Annotated in this window: 14 protein-coding genes; 6 read left to right on the top strand and 8 right to left on the bottom strand. The window is 73.7% G+C overall.

Annotated features, from left to right (window positions below; all coding sequences use genetic code 11):
- Positions 1–9 precede the first annotated feature (9 nt).
- Positions 10–1,467 carry a PLP-dependent aminotransferase family protein gene (locus IC607_RS06160; RefSeq protein WP_191786143.1) on the top strand — a complete coding sequence of 486 codons (1,458 nt, stop codon included), beginning with the start codon at positions 10–12 and terminating at the stop codon, positions 1,465–1,467.
- Between the two features lie 4 nt (positions 1,468–1,471).
- On the opposite strand, the gene IC607_RS06155 is transcribed toward IC607_RS06160, so the two are convergent.
- The 4 genes from IC607_RS06155 to IC607_RS06140 are packed head-to-tail and all read right to left on the bottom strand — an operon-like array spanning position 1,472 to position 3,577.
- Positions 1,472–1,684: a hypothetical protein gene (locus tag IC607_RS06155; RefSeq protein ID WP_191786141.1), complete on the bottom strand. Its 213-nt coding sequence runs from the start codon at positions 1,682–1,684 to the stop codon at positions 1,472–1,474.
- Positions 1,684–2,757: a quinone-dependent dihydroorotate dehydrogenase gene (locus tag IC607_RS06150; RefSeq protein WP_191786140.1), complete on the bottom strand. Its 1,074-nt coding sequence runs from the start codon at positions 2,755–2,757 to the stop codon at positions 1,684–1,686. Before IC607_RS06150 ends, IC607_RS06155 begins: the two co-directional genes overlap by 1 nt.
- Before the next feature lie 5 nt (positions 2,758–2,762).
- Positions 2,763–3,221, bottom strand: a complete 459-nt coding sequence (locus IC607_RS06145; RefSeq protein WP_191786138.1) for a hypothetical protein — start codon at positions 3,219–3,221, stop codon at positions 2,763–2,765.
- The gene (locus IC607_RS06140; protein ID WP_191786137.1) at positions 3,218–3,577 is read right to left on the bottom strand and encodes a hypothetical protein; all 360 of its coding nucleotides are present in this window, start codon (positions 3,575–3,577) and stop codon (positions 3,218–3,220) included. Before IC607_RS06140 ends, IC607_RS06145 begins: the two co-directional genes overlap by 4 nt.
- Before the next feature lie 72 nt (positions 3,578–3,649).
- Between IC607_RS06140 and IC607_RS06135 the strand changes: the two genes are divergently transcribed.
- Positions 3,650–5,113 (top strand): leucyl aminopeptidase, encoded by a 1,464-nt coding sequence (locus tag IC607_RS06135; RefSeq protein ID WP_191786134.1) that lies wholly within the window; start codon positions 3,650–3,652, stop codon positions 5,111–5,113.
- A 19-nt stretch (positions 5,114–5,132) separates the two neighbouring features.
- Here the strand turns inward: IC607_RS06135 and IC607_RS06130 are convergent, their stop codons facing one another.
- Positions 5,133–5,480, bottom strand: a complete 348-nt coding sequence (locus tag IC607_RS06130) for an oxidoreductase (RefSeq protein ID WP_191786132.1) — start codon at positions 5,478–5,480, stop codon at positions 5,133–5,135.
- A 225-nt stretch (positions 5,481–5,705) separates the two neighbouring features.
- Between IC607_RS06130 and lpdA the strand changes: the two genes are divergently transcribed.
- From lpdA to IC607_RS06115, 3 genes are all read left to right on the top strand, one after another.
- Positions 5,706–7,091, top strand: coding sequence for a dihydrolipoyl dehydrogenase (lpdA, locus tag IC607_RS06125; RefSeq protein ID WP_370526043.1), 1,386 nt, complete (start codon positions 5,706–5,708; stop codon positions 7,089–7,091).
- A 28-nt stretch (positions 7,092–7,119) separates the two neighbouring features.
- On the top strand, positions 7,120–8,940 hold the full coding sequence (gene sucB, locus IC607_RS06120; RefSeq protein ID WP_191786128.1) for a 2-oxoglutarate dehydrogenase, E2 component, dihydrolipoamide succinyltransferase: 1,821 nt from the start codon (positions 7,120–7,122) through the stop codon (positions 8,938–8,940).
- Positions 8,941–9,017: 77 nt separating this feature from the next.
- Positions 9,018–9,908, top strand: a complete 891-nt coding sequence (locus IC607_RS06115; protein WP_191786126.1) for a TIGR01777 family oxidoreductase — start codon at positions 9,018–9,020, stop codon at positions 9,906–9,908.
- On the opposite strand, the gene IC607_RS06110 is transcribed toward IC607_RS06115, so the two are convergent.
- Together IC607_RS06110 and IC607_RS06105 are read right to left on the bottom strand one after the other, a co-directional pair.
- On the bottom strand, positions 9,895–11,247 hold the full coding sequence (locus IC607_RS06110; protein ID WP_191786124.1) for a hypothetical protein: 1,353 nt from the start codon (positions 11,245–11,247) through the stop codon (positions 9,895–9,897). The two genes, IC607_RS06115 and IC607_RS06110, sit on opposite strands and share 14 nt — an antisense overlap.
- Before the next feature lie 58 nt (positions 11,248–11,305).
- The gene (locus IC607_RS06105; RefSeq protein WP_225224563.1) at positions 11,306–12,319 is read right to left on the bottom strand and encodes a Gfo/Idh/MocA family oxidoreductase; all 1,014 of its coding nucleotides are present in this window, start codon (positions 12,317–12,319) and stop codon (positions 11,306–11,308) included.
- Positions 12,320–12,405: 86 nt separating this feature from the next.
- On the opposite strand from IC607_RS06105, the gene IC607_RS06100 reads away from it, so the two are divergent.
- On the top strand, positions 12,406–13,305 hold the full coding sequence (locus tag IC607_RS06100; protein ID WP_191786122.1) for a LysR family transcriptional regulator: 900 nt from the start codon (positions 12,406–12,408) through the stop codon (positions 13,303–13,305).
- A gap of 12 nt (positions 13,306–13,317) precedes the next feature.
- On the opposite strand, the gene IC607_RS06095 is transcribed toward IC607_RS06100, so the two are convergent.
- Positions 13,318–15,543 (bottom strand): MMPL family transporter, encoded by a 2,226-nt coding sequence (locus IC607_RS06095; RefSeq protein ID WP_191786120.1) that lies wholly within the window; start codon positions 15,541–15,543, stop codon positions 13,318–13,320.
- Positions 15,544–15,599 lie beyond the last annotated feature (56 nt).

Below are 15,599 nucleotides of genomic sequence, written 5' to 3'. Positions count from 1 at the left end.
AGTGGCCTCGTGACAATCATCGACCTTCCGCCGGACCGCCGCATCGCGGGCGCCCGCCTCGCCGCCGTCCTCGGCACGTGGCAGCGCCCGGGCCCCGCCTACGGTGCGCTCGCCGACGCGCTGCGCTCGGCCGTGCTCTCGGGCTCCGTTCCGCTGAGCACGCGCCTGCCGAGCGAGCGCGAGCTCGCGGAGGCGGTCGGGGTCTCGCGGACGACGACGACCGCGGCGTACGACCTGCTGCGCGACGAGGGCTACCTGGTGAGCCGCCGCGGCTCCGGCACGGTGACGACGCTCCCGGTCGATCGGAGCGCCTCCGCCCCTGACACGGTCGGGCCCGTGGACGCGCTCGTCGACCTCACCATCGCCGCACCCAGCGCGCCGTCCAGCCTCCACGGCGCCTACCTCGCCGCTCTGGACGCACTCCCCCGCCACCTGACCGGCACCGGGTACGCACCGGCGGGCCTGCCCGTCCTGCGGGAGGCGATCGCGCAGCGCTACCGCGACCGCGGGACCCCGACGACGCCCGAGCAGATCCTGGTGACGACGGGCGCCCAGCAGGCGATCCACCTGCTGGTCGCCGCACACGCCGGCCCTGGCGACCGCGTCGCCGTCGAGCACCCGACGTACCCGCACGCGATCGAGGCGGTCCGCGCGGTCGGCGCCCGGCCGGTCGCCGTGCCCGCCGGTCCGGACGGCCTCGACCTCGACCTGCTCGAGTCGACGCTGCGACAGTCCGCGCCGCGCCTCGTCTACCTCATCCCCGACCACCGCAACCCGACCGGGACCAGCCTGACCGGCGCGGAGCGGGAACGCGTGCGCAGCCTCGCCCGGCGGCACCGCACCCTCGTCGTCGGCGACGAGGTCCTGCGTGACCTCACGCTCGACGGCCCGGAGCCCGAGCCGTTCGACGGGGACGGGACCGGCGGCGCGCACGTCGTCTCGATCGGGTCGGTGTCCAAGGCGTTCTGGGGTGGGCTGCGCGTGGGGTGGGTGCGGGCGCACCCGGACCTCGTCGCCCGCCTCGCCGTCCGACGAGGCCACGTGGACATCGCGACGCCAGTGCTCGAGCAGCTCGTTGCCGCCGAGCTCCTGACCGCGGACGACGGCACGCTCGAACGCCGGCGCGCGGGCCTGCGAGAGCGCCGCGACCTGCTGCTCGACGCGCTCGCCGACGAGCTGCCAGGGTGGCGGCCCAACGCACCGGCCGGCGGCCTCGCGCTCTGGGTCGACCTGGGCGCTCCCCTGTCGTCGGCGCTCGCCGCCCTCGCGCCGCGCCACGGCGTGCGTGTCGCGGCCGGCACCGCGTTCTCCGTCGACGGCAGCTTCGAGGACTACCTGCGGATCCCGTTCAGCGCGTCGCCCGACGACCTACGGCGTGCTGTCACCGGCCTGCGGCGGGCGTGGACCGACGTGGGCGGTGAGGCGCACCGTCTCGTGGGCCGACCCGCGACGGCGATGGTGGTCTGAGCCCTCAGGCCTGCGGGAGCGGCAGCGTCGCCGCGACCGGCTCGCCGTGGTGCAGCAGCGTCGCGGCGACGACACCCTGACCCGCGAGCGACCGCCAGTGCTCACCGATCCACTGCTCGGCGTCGTAGCGCGTGGTGAACACGGGACTCGTCGGGACGCCGGGCGGCTCCGCCGACGCGGCGTCGAGTCGCCACTCCCACTGCGGCCGCAGCACCATCACGCCGCTCCGCTCGTCGCGGTCTCGCTCGTCGACGTCTCGGCGCCACGGTCGCGCGCGAGCGCCCGGCCGATGCGCGCGGCCCAGAACGGTCCGCGGTAGATGAAGCCGGTGTACCCCTGGACGAGCGTCGCGCCGACGGCCAGGTACTCGAGCGCGTCGGCCGGGGTGCTGACGCCGCCGACGCCGATGATCACGGGGTCCGGACCCAGCCGGTTGCGCAGGCGGGCGACGACGTCCAGGCCACGCTCGAGGACGGGCGGACCGGACAGTCCGCCGGGCCCCAGGTCGTGCGCGATCGTCGTGTTGACCGCGACCACGCCGTCGAGCCCGAGCTCGGCGGCGAGCTCGGCGACCGCGTCGACGTCGTCGTCCGAGAGGTCCGGGGCGATCTTGACCAGCAGAGGAACGTCCGGACGCCCTGCCCGTGCCGTCGCCTCGTCGGCCGCCGCACGGGTGGCCTGCAGGATCGGGCGCAACGCCGCGACGGACTGCAGGTCGCGCAGGCCGGGCGTGTTGGGTGAGGAGACGTTGACCACGAGGTAGTCGGCGAACGGCGCGAGGCGGCCGGCGCTGATCGCGTAGTCGTCGGGCGCCTGCTCGGCGGGCGTGACCTTCGTCTTGCCGATGTTCACCCCGACGACGAGGCGACGACCCCGGCGGGTCGAGCGCAGCTCCGCGAGACGTTCCGCGACCGCGGCCGAGCCCTGGTTGTTGAAGCCCATCCGGTTGCGCAGCGCGCGGTCGTCGAGCACGCGCCACAGCCGCGGCGGCTCGTTGCCGGGCTGCGGGTGCGCGGTGACGGTGCCGACCTCGACGAAACCGAACCCGAGCATCGTCAGACCCTCGACCCCGCGCGCGTCCTTGTCGAAGCCGGCCGCCACGCCGAAGCGGGACGGGAACCCGCGCCCCAGCACCCGGACGGAGCCGCTCGCGGGCGGGGTCATCACGCCGGCGATCACGTCACGCAGGACAGGCACGCGCCCGACGCCACGGATCAGGCCGAACGCGACCTCGTGGGCGTGCTCGGGGTCCATGCGACGGAAGACGAGGTCGAAGAGCAGCCGGTACACGCCGTTCACCCTACGGTGGCGGCGCCGTCGTCGTCGGTCGAGTCCGCGGCGGCCACGTCGTCGGGCGCCCGGCGGCCCGTGCGCCACAGCCAGAGCAGACCGAGGAACGGCAGCACCAGCGGGATGTACCCGTACCCGGCACCGAAGCCCGACCACACGGTCTCGTCGGGGAACTCGCCCACGTCGACCACCGACAGCGTGCCGACCACGAGCACGCCCACCAGCTCGACGAGAACGGTGACCCACGCCAGGCGGCGGCGATCGGTCGCGAGCGCGATCGTGGCCAGGATGTAGACGACGCCCGAGAACAGCGAGAGAAGGTAGGCGACCGGCGCGTCGGAGAGCTTGGTGGCGACCTGGTAGATCCCACGCGCCGTGGCCGCCAGGGCCAGGATCCCGTACACGGCGACGAGCAGGCGGCCCGGACCGGAGCCGGTCGGACGGGTGGGTGCGACCTTGGTCACGAGACTCCCCAGATCTGCCACAACCGGTACTCGAGGAAACCGGTGGTGAGGGCGGCGACGAGCAGGACGACCGAGCTCCAGCGGGTGCGCTCGGCGAAGGCCCACGCGGCGGCGATGGGCAGGACGATGAGCTGGACCACGACGTAGCCCCAGAACAGGGCGGCGTCGACGTCGTGGTCCTTCGTGGCCAGGACCGCTGCGGCGATCACGCCCTGGACGACGAGCACGGCCTCGACCACGGCCCCGCCCCAGAGCTGACGCAGGACCACGGCCCGGTCGGCGGCCACGAACCACGCCGCCCACGCGGCCAGCGCGACGCACAGGGCGCCGACGAGCAGCGCGACGGGCAGGATCACGAGGCCCCAACCTACCGGCCCGATCGCAGGGCCGTTGACGAGCGCTCGTGCGTCGCGGACTACCATCGAGACGTGATCTCGCTGACGTCCAAGTCCCCCGCCCGCCTGTCCGTCGACGCCCTCGTGGTGGCCGTCGGCCGATCCGGGGAGGCGGTGACGCCGCTGGACGCGGACTGGCTCCCCCAGGACCTCGCGCGGCTGATCAGCACGGATGCCGCAAAGCTCGGCATCACCGGCGCGGTCGACGAGGTGCGGCGCGTGCCCGGCCTCGGCATCTCCGCCGCCGTCCTCGTGGTGACCGGGGTCGGCGACGTCGACGCCGTGACGCCCGAGACCCTGCGCCGGGCCGCGGGAGCCGCGGCCCGCGAGCTCGCCGGCACGTCGTCGGTCGGTCTGGCCCTTCCCGCGGTCGACGCTGCGCAGGTCGCCGCCGTCGCCGAGGGCGCGCTGCTCGGCGCCTACTCCTACGACCGGTACTCCAAGGCCCCGGCCGCGGTCGAGCGCTTCGAGCTCGTGACCGACCGGACGCGCGACGCGGCCGCCAAGAAGGCCGTCGCGCGCGCTGAGGTGATCGGTGACGCCGTGCGCGCGACCCGCGACCTCGTGAACACCGCCCCCAACGACCTGTTCCCCGCCGCCTTCGCGGACCTCGCCAAGGTCGCGGCCAAGGAGGCCAAGGGCGTCAAGGTCTCGGTCCTCGACGAGAAGGCGCTCGCCTCGGGCGGCTACGGCGGCCTGATCGGCGTCGGCCAGGGCTCCACCCGCGGCCCGCGCCTGGTGCGCGTCTCCTACTCGCCGTCGCGCCCGCACGCCTCGGTCGCGCTGGTCGGCAAGGGCATCACGTTCGACTCGGGCGGCATCTCGATCAAGCCGGCAGCGGGCATGGACGCGATGAAGTCCGACATGGCCGGCGCCGCGGCCGTGCTGCACACGGTCGTCGCGGCGGCCCGCCTCGAGCTGCCCGTGGCCGTCACCGGCTGGCTGTGCCTCGCCGAGAACATGCCCTCGGGCAGCGCGCAGCGCCCGTCGGACGTCATCACGATCCGCGGTGGCAAGACTGTCGAGGTGCTGAACACCGACGCCGAGGGCCGCCTGGTCATGGCCGACGGCCTGGTCGCCGCCGTGGAGGAGAAGCCCGACGTCGTCCTCGACATCGCAACCCTCACGGGTGCGCAGATGGTCGCGCTCGGCTACCGCGTCTCCGCGGTCATGGGCGCCGACGACGTGCGCACCGAGATCGTCGACGCCGCCACGGCGACGGGCGAGCAGTTCTGGCCCATGCCGCTGCCCGCCGAGCTCCGCGCGGGCCTGAAGTCGAAGGTCGCCGACCTGGCCAACATCGGCGACCGGTTCGGCGGCATGCTGACCGCCGGGGTCTTCCTGCGTGAGTTCGTCGGCGAGACGCCGTGGGCCCACCTCGACATCGCCGGACCGTCCTTCAACGAGAAGGGCGCCCACGGCTACACGCCCGTCGGCGGCACCGGTGTGGGCGTCCGCACCCTGCTCGGGTTCCTGGAGGCACGCGCCGCGCGCTGATCCCGGCCGACGACGCCCGTCAGACGATCTTGCGCTGCCGCTCGAACCTCTGGCGGGCGTTGTAGTCCCGGACGCGCTGCGGGTAGCCCGTGCGCTGGACGTCGTAAGCAGGGATGCCGAGCGCACGGGCGAGCTTGGCGGCCGTCGCGCCGTCCGGGACACGACGTCGGGTCCACTCGCCGTCCGTGGCCACGAGCATCACGGTGGTCTGCGTGACGTTCGTGGCGGGCTCGATGTAGGCCTCGACGCCGACCCGCGTCTGCACGAACTCGCGCAGGTGCGCGGTGGTGGCGTCGCGCGCGGCGCGGTCGCTCGTGTCGGCGGCAGGCGTCGGCGTCGACGCGCGGCGTCGGGAGAACAGGCCCATGCCGTGAAGATTATCGGCCGCACGAGCGGTCCGGGGCCGGTTCCGGCAGGTCCTGACGGACTCGTCGCGCCTCACCGTCACCGCGAGACCGCTGCCCGGAACACTGTTCCGAGCGTCACACGTCCCACGGCGCGGTCCGGTTCGTTGCGGACCTGGCTTGATGACAAGATGGACAGCGAGCATGAGACCGACACGTCTCTACGTCTGCGTATGAGGAGTCTGCACGTGGCCGACACCAACGGCACCGCTTTCGACATCATCGTCCTGGGAGCGGGGAGCGGCGGCTACGCCGCGGCGCTGCGCGCGGCCCAGCTCGGCAAGAACGTCGCCCTGATCGAGGCCGGCAAGCTGGGCGGGACCTGCCTGCACAACGGCTGCATCCCGACCAAGGCCCTGCTGCACGCCGCCGAGCTGGCGGACAACGCTCGAGAGGGTGAGCACTACGGCGTGCACTCCTCGCTCGAGCGCATCGACATGGCCGGGGTGAACCAGTACAAGGACACCGTCATCGGCGGCCTGTACAAGGGTCTGCAGGGGCTGATCAAGTCCCGCAAGATCACGGTGGTCGAGGGCTGGGGCAAGCTCGTCGGGACCGACGCCGTCGAGGTCGACGGCACGCGGTACACCGCGGAGCACATCATCCTGGCGACCGGCTCGTACGCCCGCTCGCTGCCCGGCCTGGACATCGGTGGTCGGGTCATGACCTCCGACCAGGCCCTCACGCTGGACTGGGTGCCGAAGTCGGCGCTCATCCTCGGCGGCGGCGTCATCGGCTCGGAGTTCGCGAGCGTCTGGAAGTCGTTCGGCGCGGACGTCACGATCATCGAGGCGCTCCCCCACCTGGTCCCCAACGAGGACGAGGCGCTGTCCAAGGCGTTCGAGCGCGCGTTCCGCAAGCGCGGCATCAAGTTCAACCTGGGCGTCCGCTTCTCCGGCGTCACGCAGGACGACAACGGCGTCCACGTCACGCTCGAGGACGGCAAGACGTTCGACGCCGACCTCCTGCTCGTCGCCGTCGGCCGCGGGCCGAGCACCAACGGCGTGGGCTTCGAGGAGCAGGGCGTCACGCTCGATCGCGGCTTCGTCATCACCGACGAGAAGCTGCACACGGGCGTCGCCAACATCTGGGCCGTCGGCGACATCGTCCCCGGCCTGCAGCTCGCGCACCGCGGCTTCGCGCAGGGCATCTACGTCGCCGAGCAGATCGCGGGCCTGAACCCGGCCCCGATCGTCGAGTCCGGCATCCCCCGCGTCACGTACTCCGACCCCGAGGTCGCCTCGGTGGGTCTCACGGAGGCCGCTGCCAAGGAGGTGCACGGCGAGGACTCGGTCGAGACGCTCGAGTACAACCTGGCCGGCAACGGCAAGAGCAAGATCCTCGGCACGCAGGGCTTCGTCAAGCTGGTCCGCCAGAAGGACGGCCCCGTCGTGGGCGTCCACATGATCGGCGCCCGCGTCGGCGAGCTCATCGGGGAGGGCCAGCTCATCGTGAACTGGGAGGCCTACCCCGAGGACGTCGCCTCGCTCATCCACGCACACCCCACGCAGACCGAAGCCGTCGGCGAGGCCTTCCTCGCGCTCGCCGGCAAGCCGCTGCACGCCCACAACTGACCCCAGGATCAAAGGAGACGACGCGGTCATGTCCGACAACGTGCAGCTTCCCGCACTCGGTGAGTCCGTCACCGAAGGCACCGTCACCCGTTGGCTGAAGAACGTGGGCGACACGGTGGAGGTCGACGAGCCCCTGCTCGAGATCTCCACCGACAAGGTCGACACGGAGATCCCCTCGCCGTTCGCCGGCGTGCTCGAGAAGATCCTGGTCGAGGAGGACGAGACCGTCGAGGTCGGCGCCACCCTGGCCGTGATCGGCTCGGGCGACGGCGTGTCCGGCGACGACTCGTCGTCCGACGAGGCCCCCGCACAGGAGTCCGCTGCGCAGGAGGCACCCGCGGAGCAGGCCCCCGCCGAGGAGCCGGCCGCCGAGGCCGCCCCGGCCGAGCAGGCACCTGAGCAGCACGAGGAGTCCGAGCCGGCAGCCGCCGCGTCGTCGGGCAGCTCCGGCGGGGCCGGTGCAGGCGAGAAGGTCACGCTCCCCGCGCTGGGCGAGTCCGTGACCGAGGGCACCGTCACGCGCTGGCTCAAGTCGGTCGGCGACAGCGTCGAGGTCGACGAGCCACTGCTCGAGATCTCGACCGACAAGGTCGACACCGAGATCCCGTCGCCGTTCGCCGGCACGCTCACCGAGATCCTGGTCCAGGAGGACGAGACCGTCGAGGTCGGCGCCCCTCTGGCCGTCATCGGCTCGGGCGACGCCCCGGCAGCCGATCAGCCGTCCGCTCCCGAGCCCGCCGCGGAGCCCGAGGCACCGGCGGCCGAGGAGAAGCCCGAGGCGAAGCCCGAGCCGCAGAGCGCGCCCGAGCCCGCCGCGGAGCAGGAGACGGCGAAGTCCGCTCCCGCACCCGTCCCGGCCACCCCGCAGCCCGCGCCAGTCGCAGCTCCCGCCGCTCCTGCGGCGCCTGCCGCCTCGGGCTCGTACCTGACGCCGCTCGTGCGCAAGCTGGCCGCGGACAAGGGCGTCGACGTCTCGACCCTCACCGGGACGGGCGTCGGCGGTCGCATCCGCAAGGAGGACGTCCTCGAGGCGGCCGCGAAGGCGGAGGAGGCGGCCAAGGCCGCTCAGGCCGCCCCTGCGGCGACCGCTCCGTCGCCCGCCAAGGCCGCCACGGTCCCGTCGGTCTCGCCGCTGCGCGGCACCACGGAGAAGGCCAGCCGTCTGCGCCAGATCATCGCCGAGCGCATGGTCGACGCCCTGCACTCGCAGGCGCAGCTCACCACGGTCATCGAGGTGGACGTCACCAAGATCGCCCGCCTGCGCGCCCGCGCGAAGAACGACTTCAAGGCTCGTGAGGGCGTCAACCTCACGTTCCTGCCGTTCTTCGTGCTCGCCGCGATCGAGGGCCTCAAGGCGTACCCGAAGATCAACGGGGTGCTCGAGGGCAACCAGATCACGTACCACGGCGAGGAGAACGTCGGCATCGCCGTCGACACCGAGCGTGGCCTGCTGGTCCCGGTCATCCGCGACGCGGGTGACCTGAACCTGGCCGGCATCTCGCGCAAGATCGTCGACCTCGCCGGCCGCACGCGGGAGAACAAGGTCACGCCCGACGAGCTGAGCGGGGCCACCTTCACGGTGACGAACACCGGCTCGGGCGGCGCGATCATCGACACGCCCATCGTCCCCGGCGGCACGTCCGCGATCCTGGGCACGGGCGCGATCGTCAAGCGGCCCGTCGTCATCTCCGACGGCGACGGCGGCGAGGTCATCGCCATCCGCTCGATGTGCTACCTGTCGCTGTCGTACGACCACCGCCTGGTCGACGGCGCCGACGCGTCGCGCTACCTCTCGGCTCTCAAGGCCCGTCTCGAGGAGGGCGCGTTCGAGGCCGAGATCGGCCTCTGAGCAGGCTCACCACGACGCCCCCGGCTCGCTTCGGCGGTCCGGGGGCGTCGTGCGTCCGGCGCGCATAGGGTGACCGGATGCGCGTGGTCGTCGGAGGTTCGCACGGGTTCATCGGTGGTGCGCTGGTGCCGCTGCTGCAGGACCGGGGGCACGAGGTCCGTCGCCTGGTGCGTCGCGCACCCGCGTCGGCCGACGAGATCTTCTGGGACCCGGACGCGGGCGAGCTGGACCCGGCGGCGCTGAACGGTGTCGACGCGGTGGTCGACCTGGCGGGCGTGAACCCGGCCGGCCGGCCTCTGACCACGGCCCGCAAGCGGCTCGTCCTCTCGTCGCGCGTCCGCTCAGCGAGCCTTCTCTCCCACACGCTCGCACGCATGGACGACGGGCCGCGTGTGCTGCTGCAGGCATCGGGCATCGGCGCCTATGGGCCGCGAGGCGAGGACGTGCTGACGGAGGCTGAGCCGCTGGGCTCGACGTTCTTCGCGCACGTGGTGCGCGAGTGGGAGTCCGCGACGGCGTCGGCGAGGGACGCGGACGTGCGGGTCGTGAACCTGCGGACCGGCATCGTGCTCGGCCCTGGCGGGGGCGCGCTCGGCCCGCTGCTCCCGATCATGCGGCTCGGCCTGGCCGGCAGGCTCGGCTCCGGCGAGCAGTACTGGCCGTGGATCAGCCTGCTCGACGAGGCGCGCGCGATCGAGCACCTGCTGTCCGCCGACGTGCACGGGCCGGTCAACCTGGTGACCGAGCCACGCCGCAGCATCGAGGTGATCGAGGCGCTGGCCCGCGCGATGCACCGGCCTGCTCGCGTCCCGGTCCCCGCCTTCGCGCTGCGACTCGCGCTGGGCGACTTCTCCTCCGAGGTGCTCGGCTCGGTCCGTGCGATACCGACGGCTCTGGTCGCGTCGGGCTTCGAGCCGGAGCTCGCCGACCTCGACGACGCCGCCGCGTGGGCGGTCACGACGGGCTGACGGCCCACACCCGCCACCCGTCGTCGGTCCACCTCAGCTCCAGCACCACGGCGCGCTCGCGAGCCGCAGCCACTCGCGTGCGACCCCCGTCCGGGTCGACCCGGACGTAGCTGCCCGCCGCGGAGGTCACCGCGACCCGGGGCGCGTCGTCCGTCCCGGCGGGCTCCGCGCGCGTCGCGGACCGCACCTCGACCGCGAGGCCCTCCATGCGGGCCCCGTCCCACGACGCGACCAACGCCGCGTCGGCGGCATGCGCCGGCCCGTCGGGCACCTCCACCGAACCGAGCGCGTCCGCGTCGCCCGCCGCGAGCACCGATCCCCGAGCCCGGCTGAGATCGACCGCAGCCCGGACCGCGTCGGGCCTCGTCGCGACGCGGTCTCCCCCACGATCGCCACCGAGAGCGCCGATCACCAGCGCGGCGCCCGTGACGAGGAGGGACAGGACGGTCGCGCCGATCAACCACGCCCGAGCACGCGGGCCCAGCGTCCACCGGTCCGGGCCGCCGCGGTCACTGCGCTCCCTGCGGGGTCGTGGTGCTCTGCCGGCACGCATCGCCCGCACCGGCGCACGGTCGGCCCGACGCGCCGGGGGCTCACCGCGCCGAGCACCCTGCCGGGTCAGCTCGCCCGCAGCCAGCACGGCCGGGTCGGGAAGCCGCAGGCCCTCCGGCTCGGCGGCCGCGAAGCACGACCGGACGAGCGTGTCGAGGTCGAGGTCGTCGCGCAGCGCGGGCTCGAGCACCTCGCGCAACGTGGGGTCGCGCGGCACCGGGAGCAGTGCGTCGAGGTCGGCGCCGGGCAGACGGCCGACGACCGTGGCCAGCCATCGCCGCACGTCGCCGTCGACCGACCCCGACCCGAGCACCGCGCCCCGCAGGTCGGTGAGCACGGGCCGGCCGTCGGGCCGCACGACGACGGTCGACGCCGTGACGGGCCCGTGCACGAGGCCGGCTCCGTGCAGCGCCGCGAGGGCCTGCAGGATCGGGACGACGAGCGTGACCCCCTCCCCGTCGCTCAGAGGTGCCCGCGCCCCGGTCAGCTCGTCGAGCGTGAGACCGGGAACGTGCTCGACGAGCAGTGCGAGCCGGCCGGCGGACAGCTCACGGGCGTCGAGGAGCTCGCTCAGGTGCGGGTGGTGCAGGGCCCGTAGGAGGTCGAGGCGGCGAGCCAGCTCGTCATCGAACGGCACGGGCACCACGTGCAGCTCGACGTAGCGGTCGGTTCGGTCGTCAGCGACCGCCAGCCACCCGGTGCCCTCGGGCCCGGCAGGCGCGACCGCCCGCATACCGAGCTCGGCGAGCGCCTCCGTGACGTCCAACGGCACCAGTGCGGGGTCCATGCGCCCATGCAAGCGCGCTGGTGCACGACGCGTCGGCCGTCATCCACAGGCCCCCACCTCAACCGGCGGTGACGACCTGCCCACGCTCCGACGAGAGCCGCGCGAGGTCGAGGACCCGCGCCGTGGCGACGGCGTCCGCCGGGTCGACGGGCACCGGTCCGTCGCCGCGCACCCACGCGGCCACCGCGGGATAGATGTCCCCGTGCCCGCCGGACGGTGCCGGGACCGGGCGGCGGTCGCTGCCCTGCACCAGCCAGCCTTCGTGCTCGGGCTCGCCCGGCCGCCGCGTCTCGGCGTACGCGTCGTCGAACGCCGCGAAGGGCGTCGGCTCGCCCTCGTAGCTGGTGACCAGGTAGGCGCCGCCCGAGCCGAGGACGCGCGTGCGGGGCCCGGGTGCGCCGACGAGCCCGCCGGCCTGCAGGTGGCTGATCACTCCGCCCGCGTGGGTCAGTGCGAGGAAGACGTCGTCGAATGCGGGCGTCGTCAGGGCGCGGAGCTCCGCGTACACGCTGGTCGCGGGGCCGAAGAGCTGCACCGCCGAGTCCACGAGGTGCGCGCCGAGATCGAGGAGGAGCCCGCCCGCCTCGACGTCGTTCTCCTTCCACCGGTCCTGCGGCTGCGGCCGGTACCTCTCCCACCGCCGCTCGAACCGGTGAACGGTTCCCAGCGAACCGTCCCGCAGCAGTCCGGCGAGCGCGAGCTGCTCGGGGTCCCAGCGCCGGTTCTGGAACACGGTGAGACGACCGTCCCCGGCGGCCGCCACCCGCTCCGCGTCGGCCGTGGTGGTCGCGAGCGGCTTGTCGACGAGCACGTGCACACCCGACGCGAGCGCGGCGAGCGCGTGCTCGACGTGGTCGCCGGTGGGGCTTGCGACGACGACGAGGTCCAGCCGGTCCGCGTGCGCCAGCAGCGCCTCCACGTCCGGCACGACGACGGCGTCCGGCCAGTCACCCCGCACCTGCTCACCACGGCTGCGCGTGACGACGTGCGTCACCTGCTGTCCCGCCGCGCGCACGAGCCGCGCGTGGATGCCTCGTCCTGCCCCGCCGTACCCGATCAACCCGACCCGCATGCGCACCACCCTAGGCGCTGGGCGCGGGTCCAGCCGGGGTGCTGTACACATGAGGACGACATGGCACACGCACATCGGGAGGCCTCGTGCTCGACCTGCATCGCCTCGTGCTCCTGCGTGAGCTCTCGATCCGCGGCACGCTCGCCGCGGTCGCACAGGCGCTGAACCACAGTCCGTCGGCCGTCTCGCAGCAGCTCAGCCTGCTCGAGAAGGAGGCGGGTGTGAAGCTGCTCCGCAAGTCGGGCCGTGGGGTCCGCCTCACCCCGCAGGCCGAGGTGCTGGTCGAAGCGACCTCCGAGCTGCTCGACACGATCGAGCGGGCCGAGGCGACGCTGGCCGCGTCTCTCACGGAGGTGCGGGGACGCGTCCGGGTGGCGGTGTTCCAGTCGGCCGCGCTCGCCCTCATGCCTCAGGCGCTGCGCATCATGTCGGAGCGATTCCCCGAGGTTCGCGTCGAGATGGTGCAGCGTGAGCCCGAGGAGGCGCTGCACGACACCTGGGCGCGCGAGTTCGACATCGTCGTCGCCGAGCAGTACCCGTCCCACACGGCCGCGTGGCTCCCCGACCTCGACCGACGCGAGCTCACGCGCGACGAGATCCGGCTCGCACTGCCGCCCGCCGGCATCGCGGTCCCGCTCACCTCGACCGACCTGCTCGGCGCGCGGGACATGCCGTGGGTCATGGAACCGCGCGGGACCGCCACCCGGCACTTCGCGGAGCAGGCGTGCCGCACCGCCGGTTTCGAGCCGGACGTCCGCTACGAGACCGCCGACCTCCAGGCGCAGATCCGGCTGGTCGAGTCCGGGAACGCGGTCGCGTTCCTGCCCGACCTGCTCTGGGTCGGACGGGACACGACCTGTCGGCTCGTCGAGCTCGCGGGGGCGCCTCACCGCACGGTCTTCACCGCGCAGCGCACGGCCGGGCTCGGCTCCCCCGCCGTCGCCGCCTTCCGCGAGGCGCTCGAGGAGGTCGCGGCGTCGGTCTGACGCCGCGCGACGTCAGGCCGACGACCTGGCCCGCCGGCTCAGCGCGCTGGGCCACCACGTGCGCCGGTCCAGGTCGTGGACGAGCGCGGGCACCAGCAGGCTGCGCACGACGAGCGTGTCGAGCAGCACGCCGAAGGCGACGATGAACGCGATCTGCGCGAGGAACAGCAGCGGGATGATGCCGAGGGCCGCGAACGTCGTCGCGAGCACCACGCCCGCCGACGTGATCACACCGCCCGTCACGGCCAGCCCGCGCACCACACCGAGCCGGGTGCCGGAGGCCACCGACTCCTCCCGGACGCGCGTCATGAGGAAGATCGAGTAGTCCACCCCGAGCGCCACGAGGAAGACGAATGCGAACAGCGGGACCGTCGGGTCCGCGCCCGGGTAGTCGAGGACGTGGTTGAAGACGACCGCGGAGACACCCAGGGCCGCCGCGAACGAGAGCACGTTCGCGACGAGCAGCAGCACCGCCGCGGCGATCGACCGCAGCAGGACCATGAGGATGAGGCCGATGACCAGCAGCACCACCGGCACGATGACCCGGATGTCCCGCTCGCCGGCCTGCTGCGTGTCCAGCTGCTCGGCCGCGGCACCACCCACCAGCGCGTCGGGGTCGACCTGGTGCACGGCGGTGCGCAGGTCGGCGACCGTGGCGACGGCCTCCTGGGAGTCCGACGGGGCGGTGGTCACCACGTCGAGCCGCACCCGGCCGTCGACGACGACGGGCTCGCCGCCCTCGTCGGGCTCGCCGGCGCCGGCCGATGCCCCCGCGTACGGCGCGACCGACTCGACGCCGTCGACGCCCTGGGCCGCCTGCGAGACCGCGTCAGCCTGGTCCTGGTCGACGATGATCGTCGCCGGCTGCACCGACCCCGCCGGGAAGTGCTCGGCGAGGACCTCCTGACCGCTGACCGCGTCGACGTCGGTGCGGAAGACGTCCGCCTGGCTGGTGCCCGACGCCCGCAGCGTGGGCAGGAACGCGGCCCCCACCGCGAGCAGCAGTGCCGTGACGATCCACACGACGCGTGCGTGCGCGCCGACGAAGCGCGCGAGCCGCGCCCACAGGCCGGTGCCCTGCGCCGGGTCGGGCGCACCCCGACCGTCCGCGTCGCGCGCCGACGGTCGCGGCGCCCGCGGCCAGAACAGCACGCGCGACCCCCGGCCCCCGACGAGGAGCAGGGCGGGCAGCAGCGTCAGCGCGGCGAGCAGCGCGGACGCGATCCCGATCGCGGCGACGGGCCCCAGACCGCGGTTGGAGCCGAGCTCGGACAGGAGCAGGCACAGCACGCCCGCGATCACCGTGCCGGCGCTGGCCGCGATCGGTTCGACGCAGGCCCGCCACGCGCGCCGCATCGCCGTGAAGGGATCGTCGACGGACCGCAGCTCCTCGCGGTAGCGCGCGACGAGGAGCAGCGCGTAGTCGACGCTCGCGCCCACCACCAGGATCGAGAGGATCCCCTGCGCCTGACCGTTGAGCGTGATGGTGCCGTCGTCGGCCAGGTGGTAGACGACGAGCCCGGCCAGGCACAGCGCGAAGACCGCTGTCAGGATCACGACGAGCGGGATCAGCGGCGACCGGTACACCAGCACCAGGATCAGCAGCACCGCCCCGAGCGCGACCAGCAGCAGCACACCGTCGATCCCACCGAACGCCGTCACGAGGTCCGCCACGAAGCCCGCGGGCCCGGTCACCCAGGCATGCAGGCCCAGGTCCCCCGACGTCGTCGCCGTGGCCCCCAGGTCGTCCTCGAGACCCGCCCGCAGGTCGACGACGAACGCGTCGGTGACGCCGTCGCCGTCGGGCAGCAGCTGTTCGGCCGCGTCGGCGTCCAGCGAGAACGCGACAAGCAAAGCCGCGCCGTCCTGCGACGGCACCACGGCGGGCTGGCCCACCAGGTACTCGGACCACGTCCCGCCGCCGGGCACCGCACGGTCCGGCACGCCTGCCGCGAACTCCTGCACCGCGGCCGTCTGCTCGGCCGTGATCGCCGTCCCGTCCGCGGCCGTGAGCACGACGAGCGCCGGCAGCGTCTCCTGCTCGACGAAGGCGCGGCTCGCCTCCGCGGCCCGCGTCGACTCTGCCGTCGAGGGCAGGAACGCGGCCGCGTCGTTGGTCTGGACCTCGGAGAGCTTGCCCTGGGCCTGCCCCCCGATCGACCCGAACACGAGCCAGACGGCGATGACGGCGACGAGGACGAGGGCGCGGGTGACCGCGGCGCGACGTGATCGGGGCATGCAGACATCCTGCGGGACGGCGCGCGCTCTCGCAGGTCGCACGCGCGGGGTTAGCC

This window comes from Cellulomonas sp. JH27-2, assembly GCF_014837175.1.
Taxonomy (GTDB): domain Bacteria; phylum Actinomycetota; class Actinomycetes; order Actinomycetales; family Cellulomonadaceae; genus Cellulomonas.
Note: the sequence above shows the minus strand (reverse complement) of the source record. Positions and strands in the feature narration are given on the sequence as shown.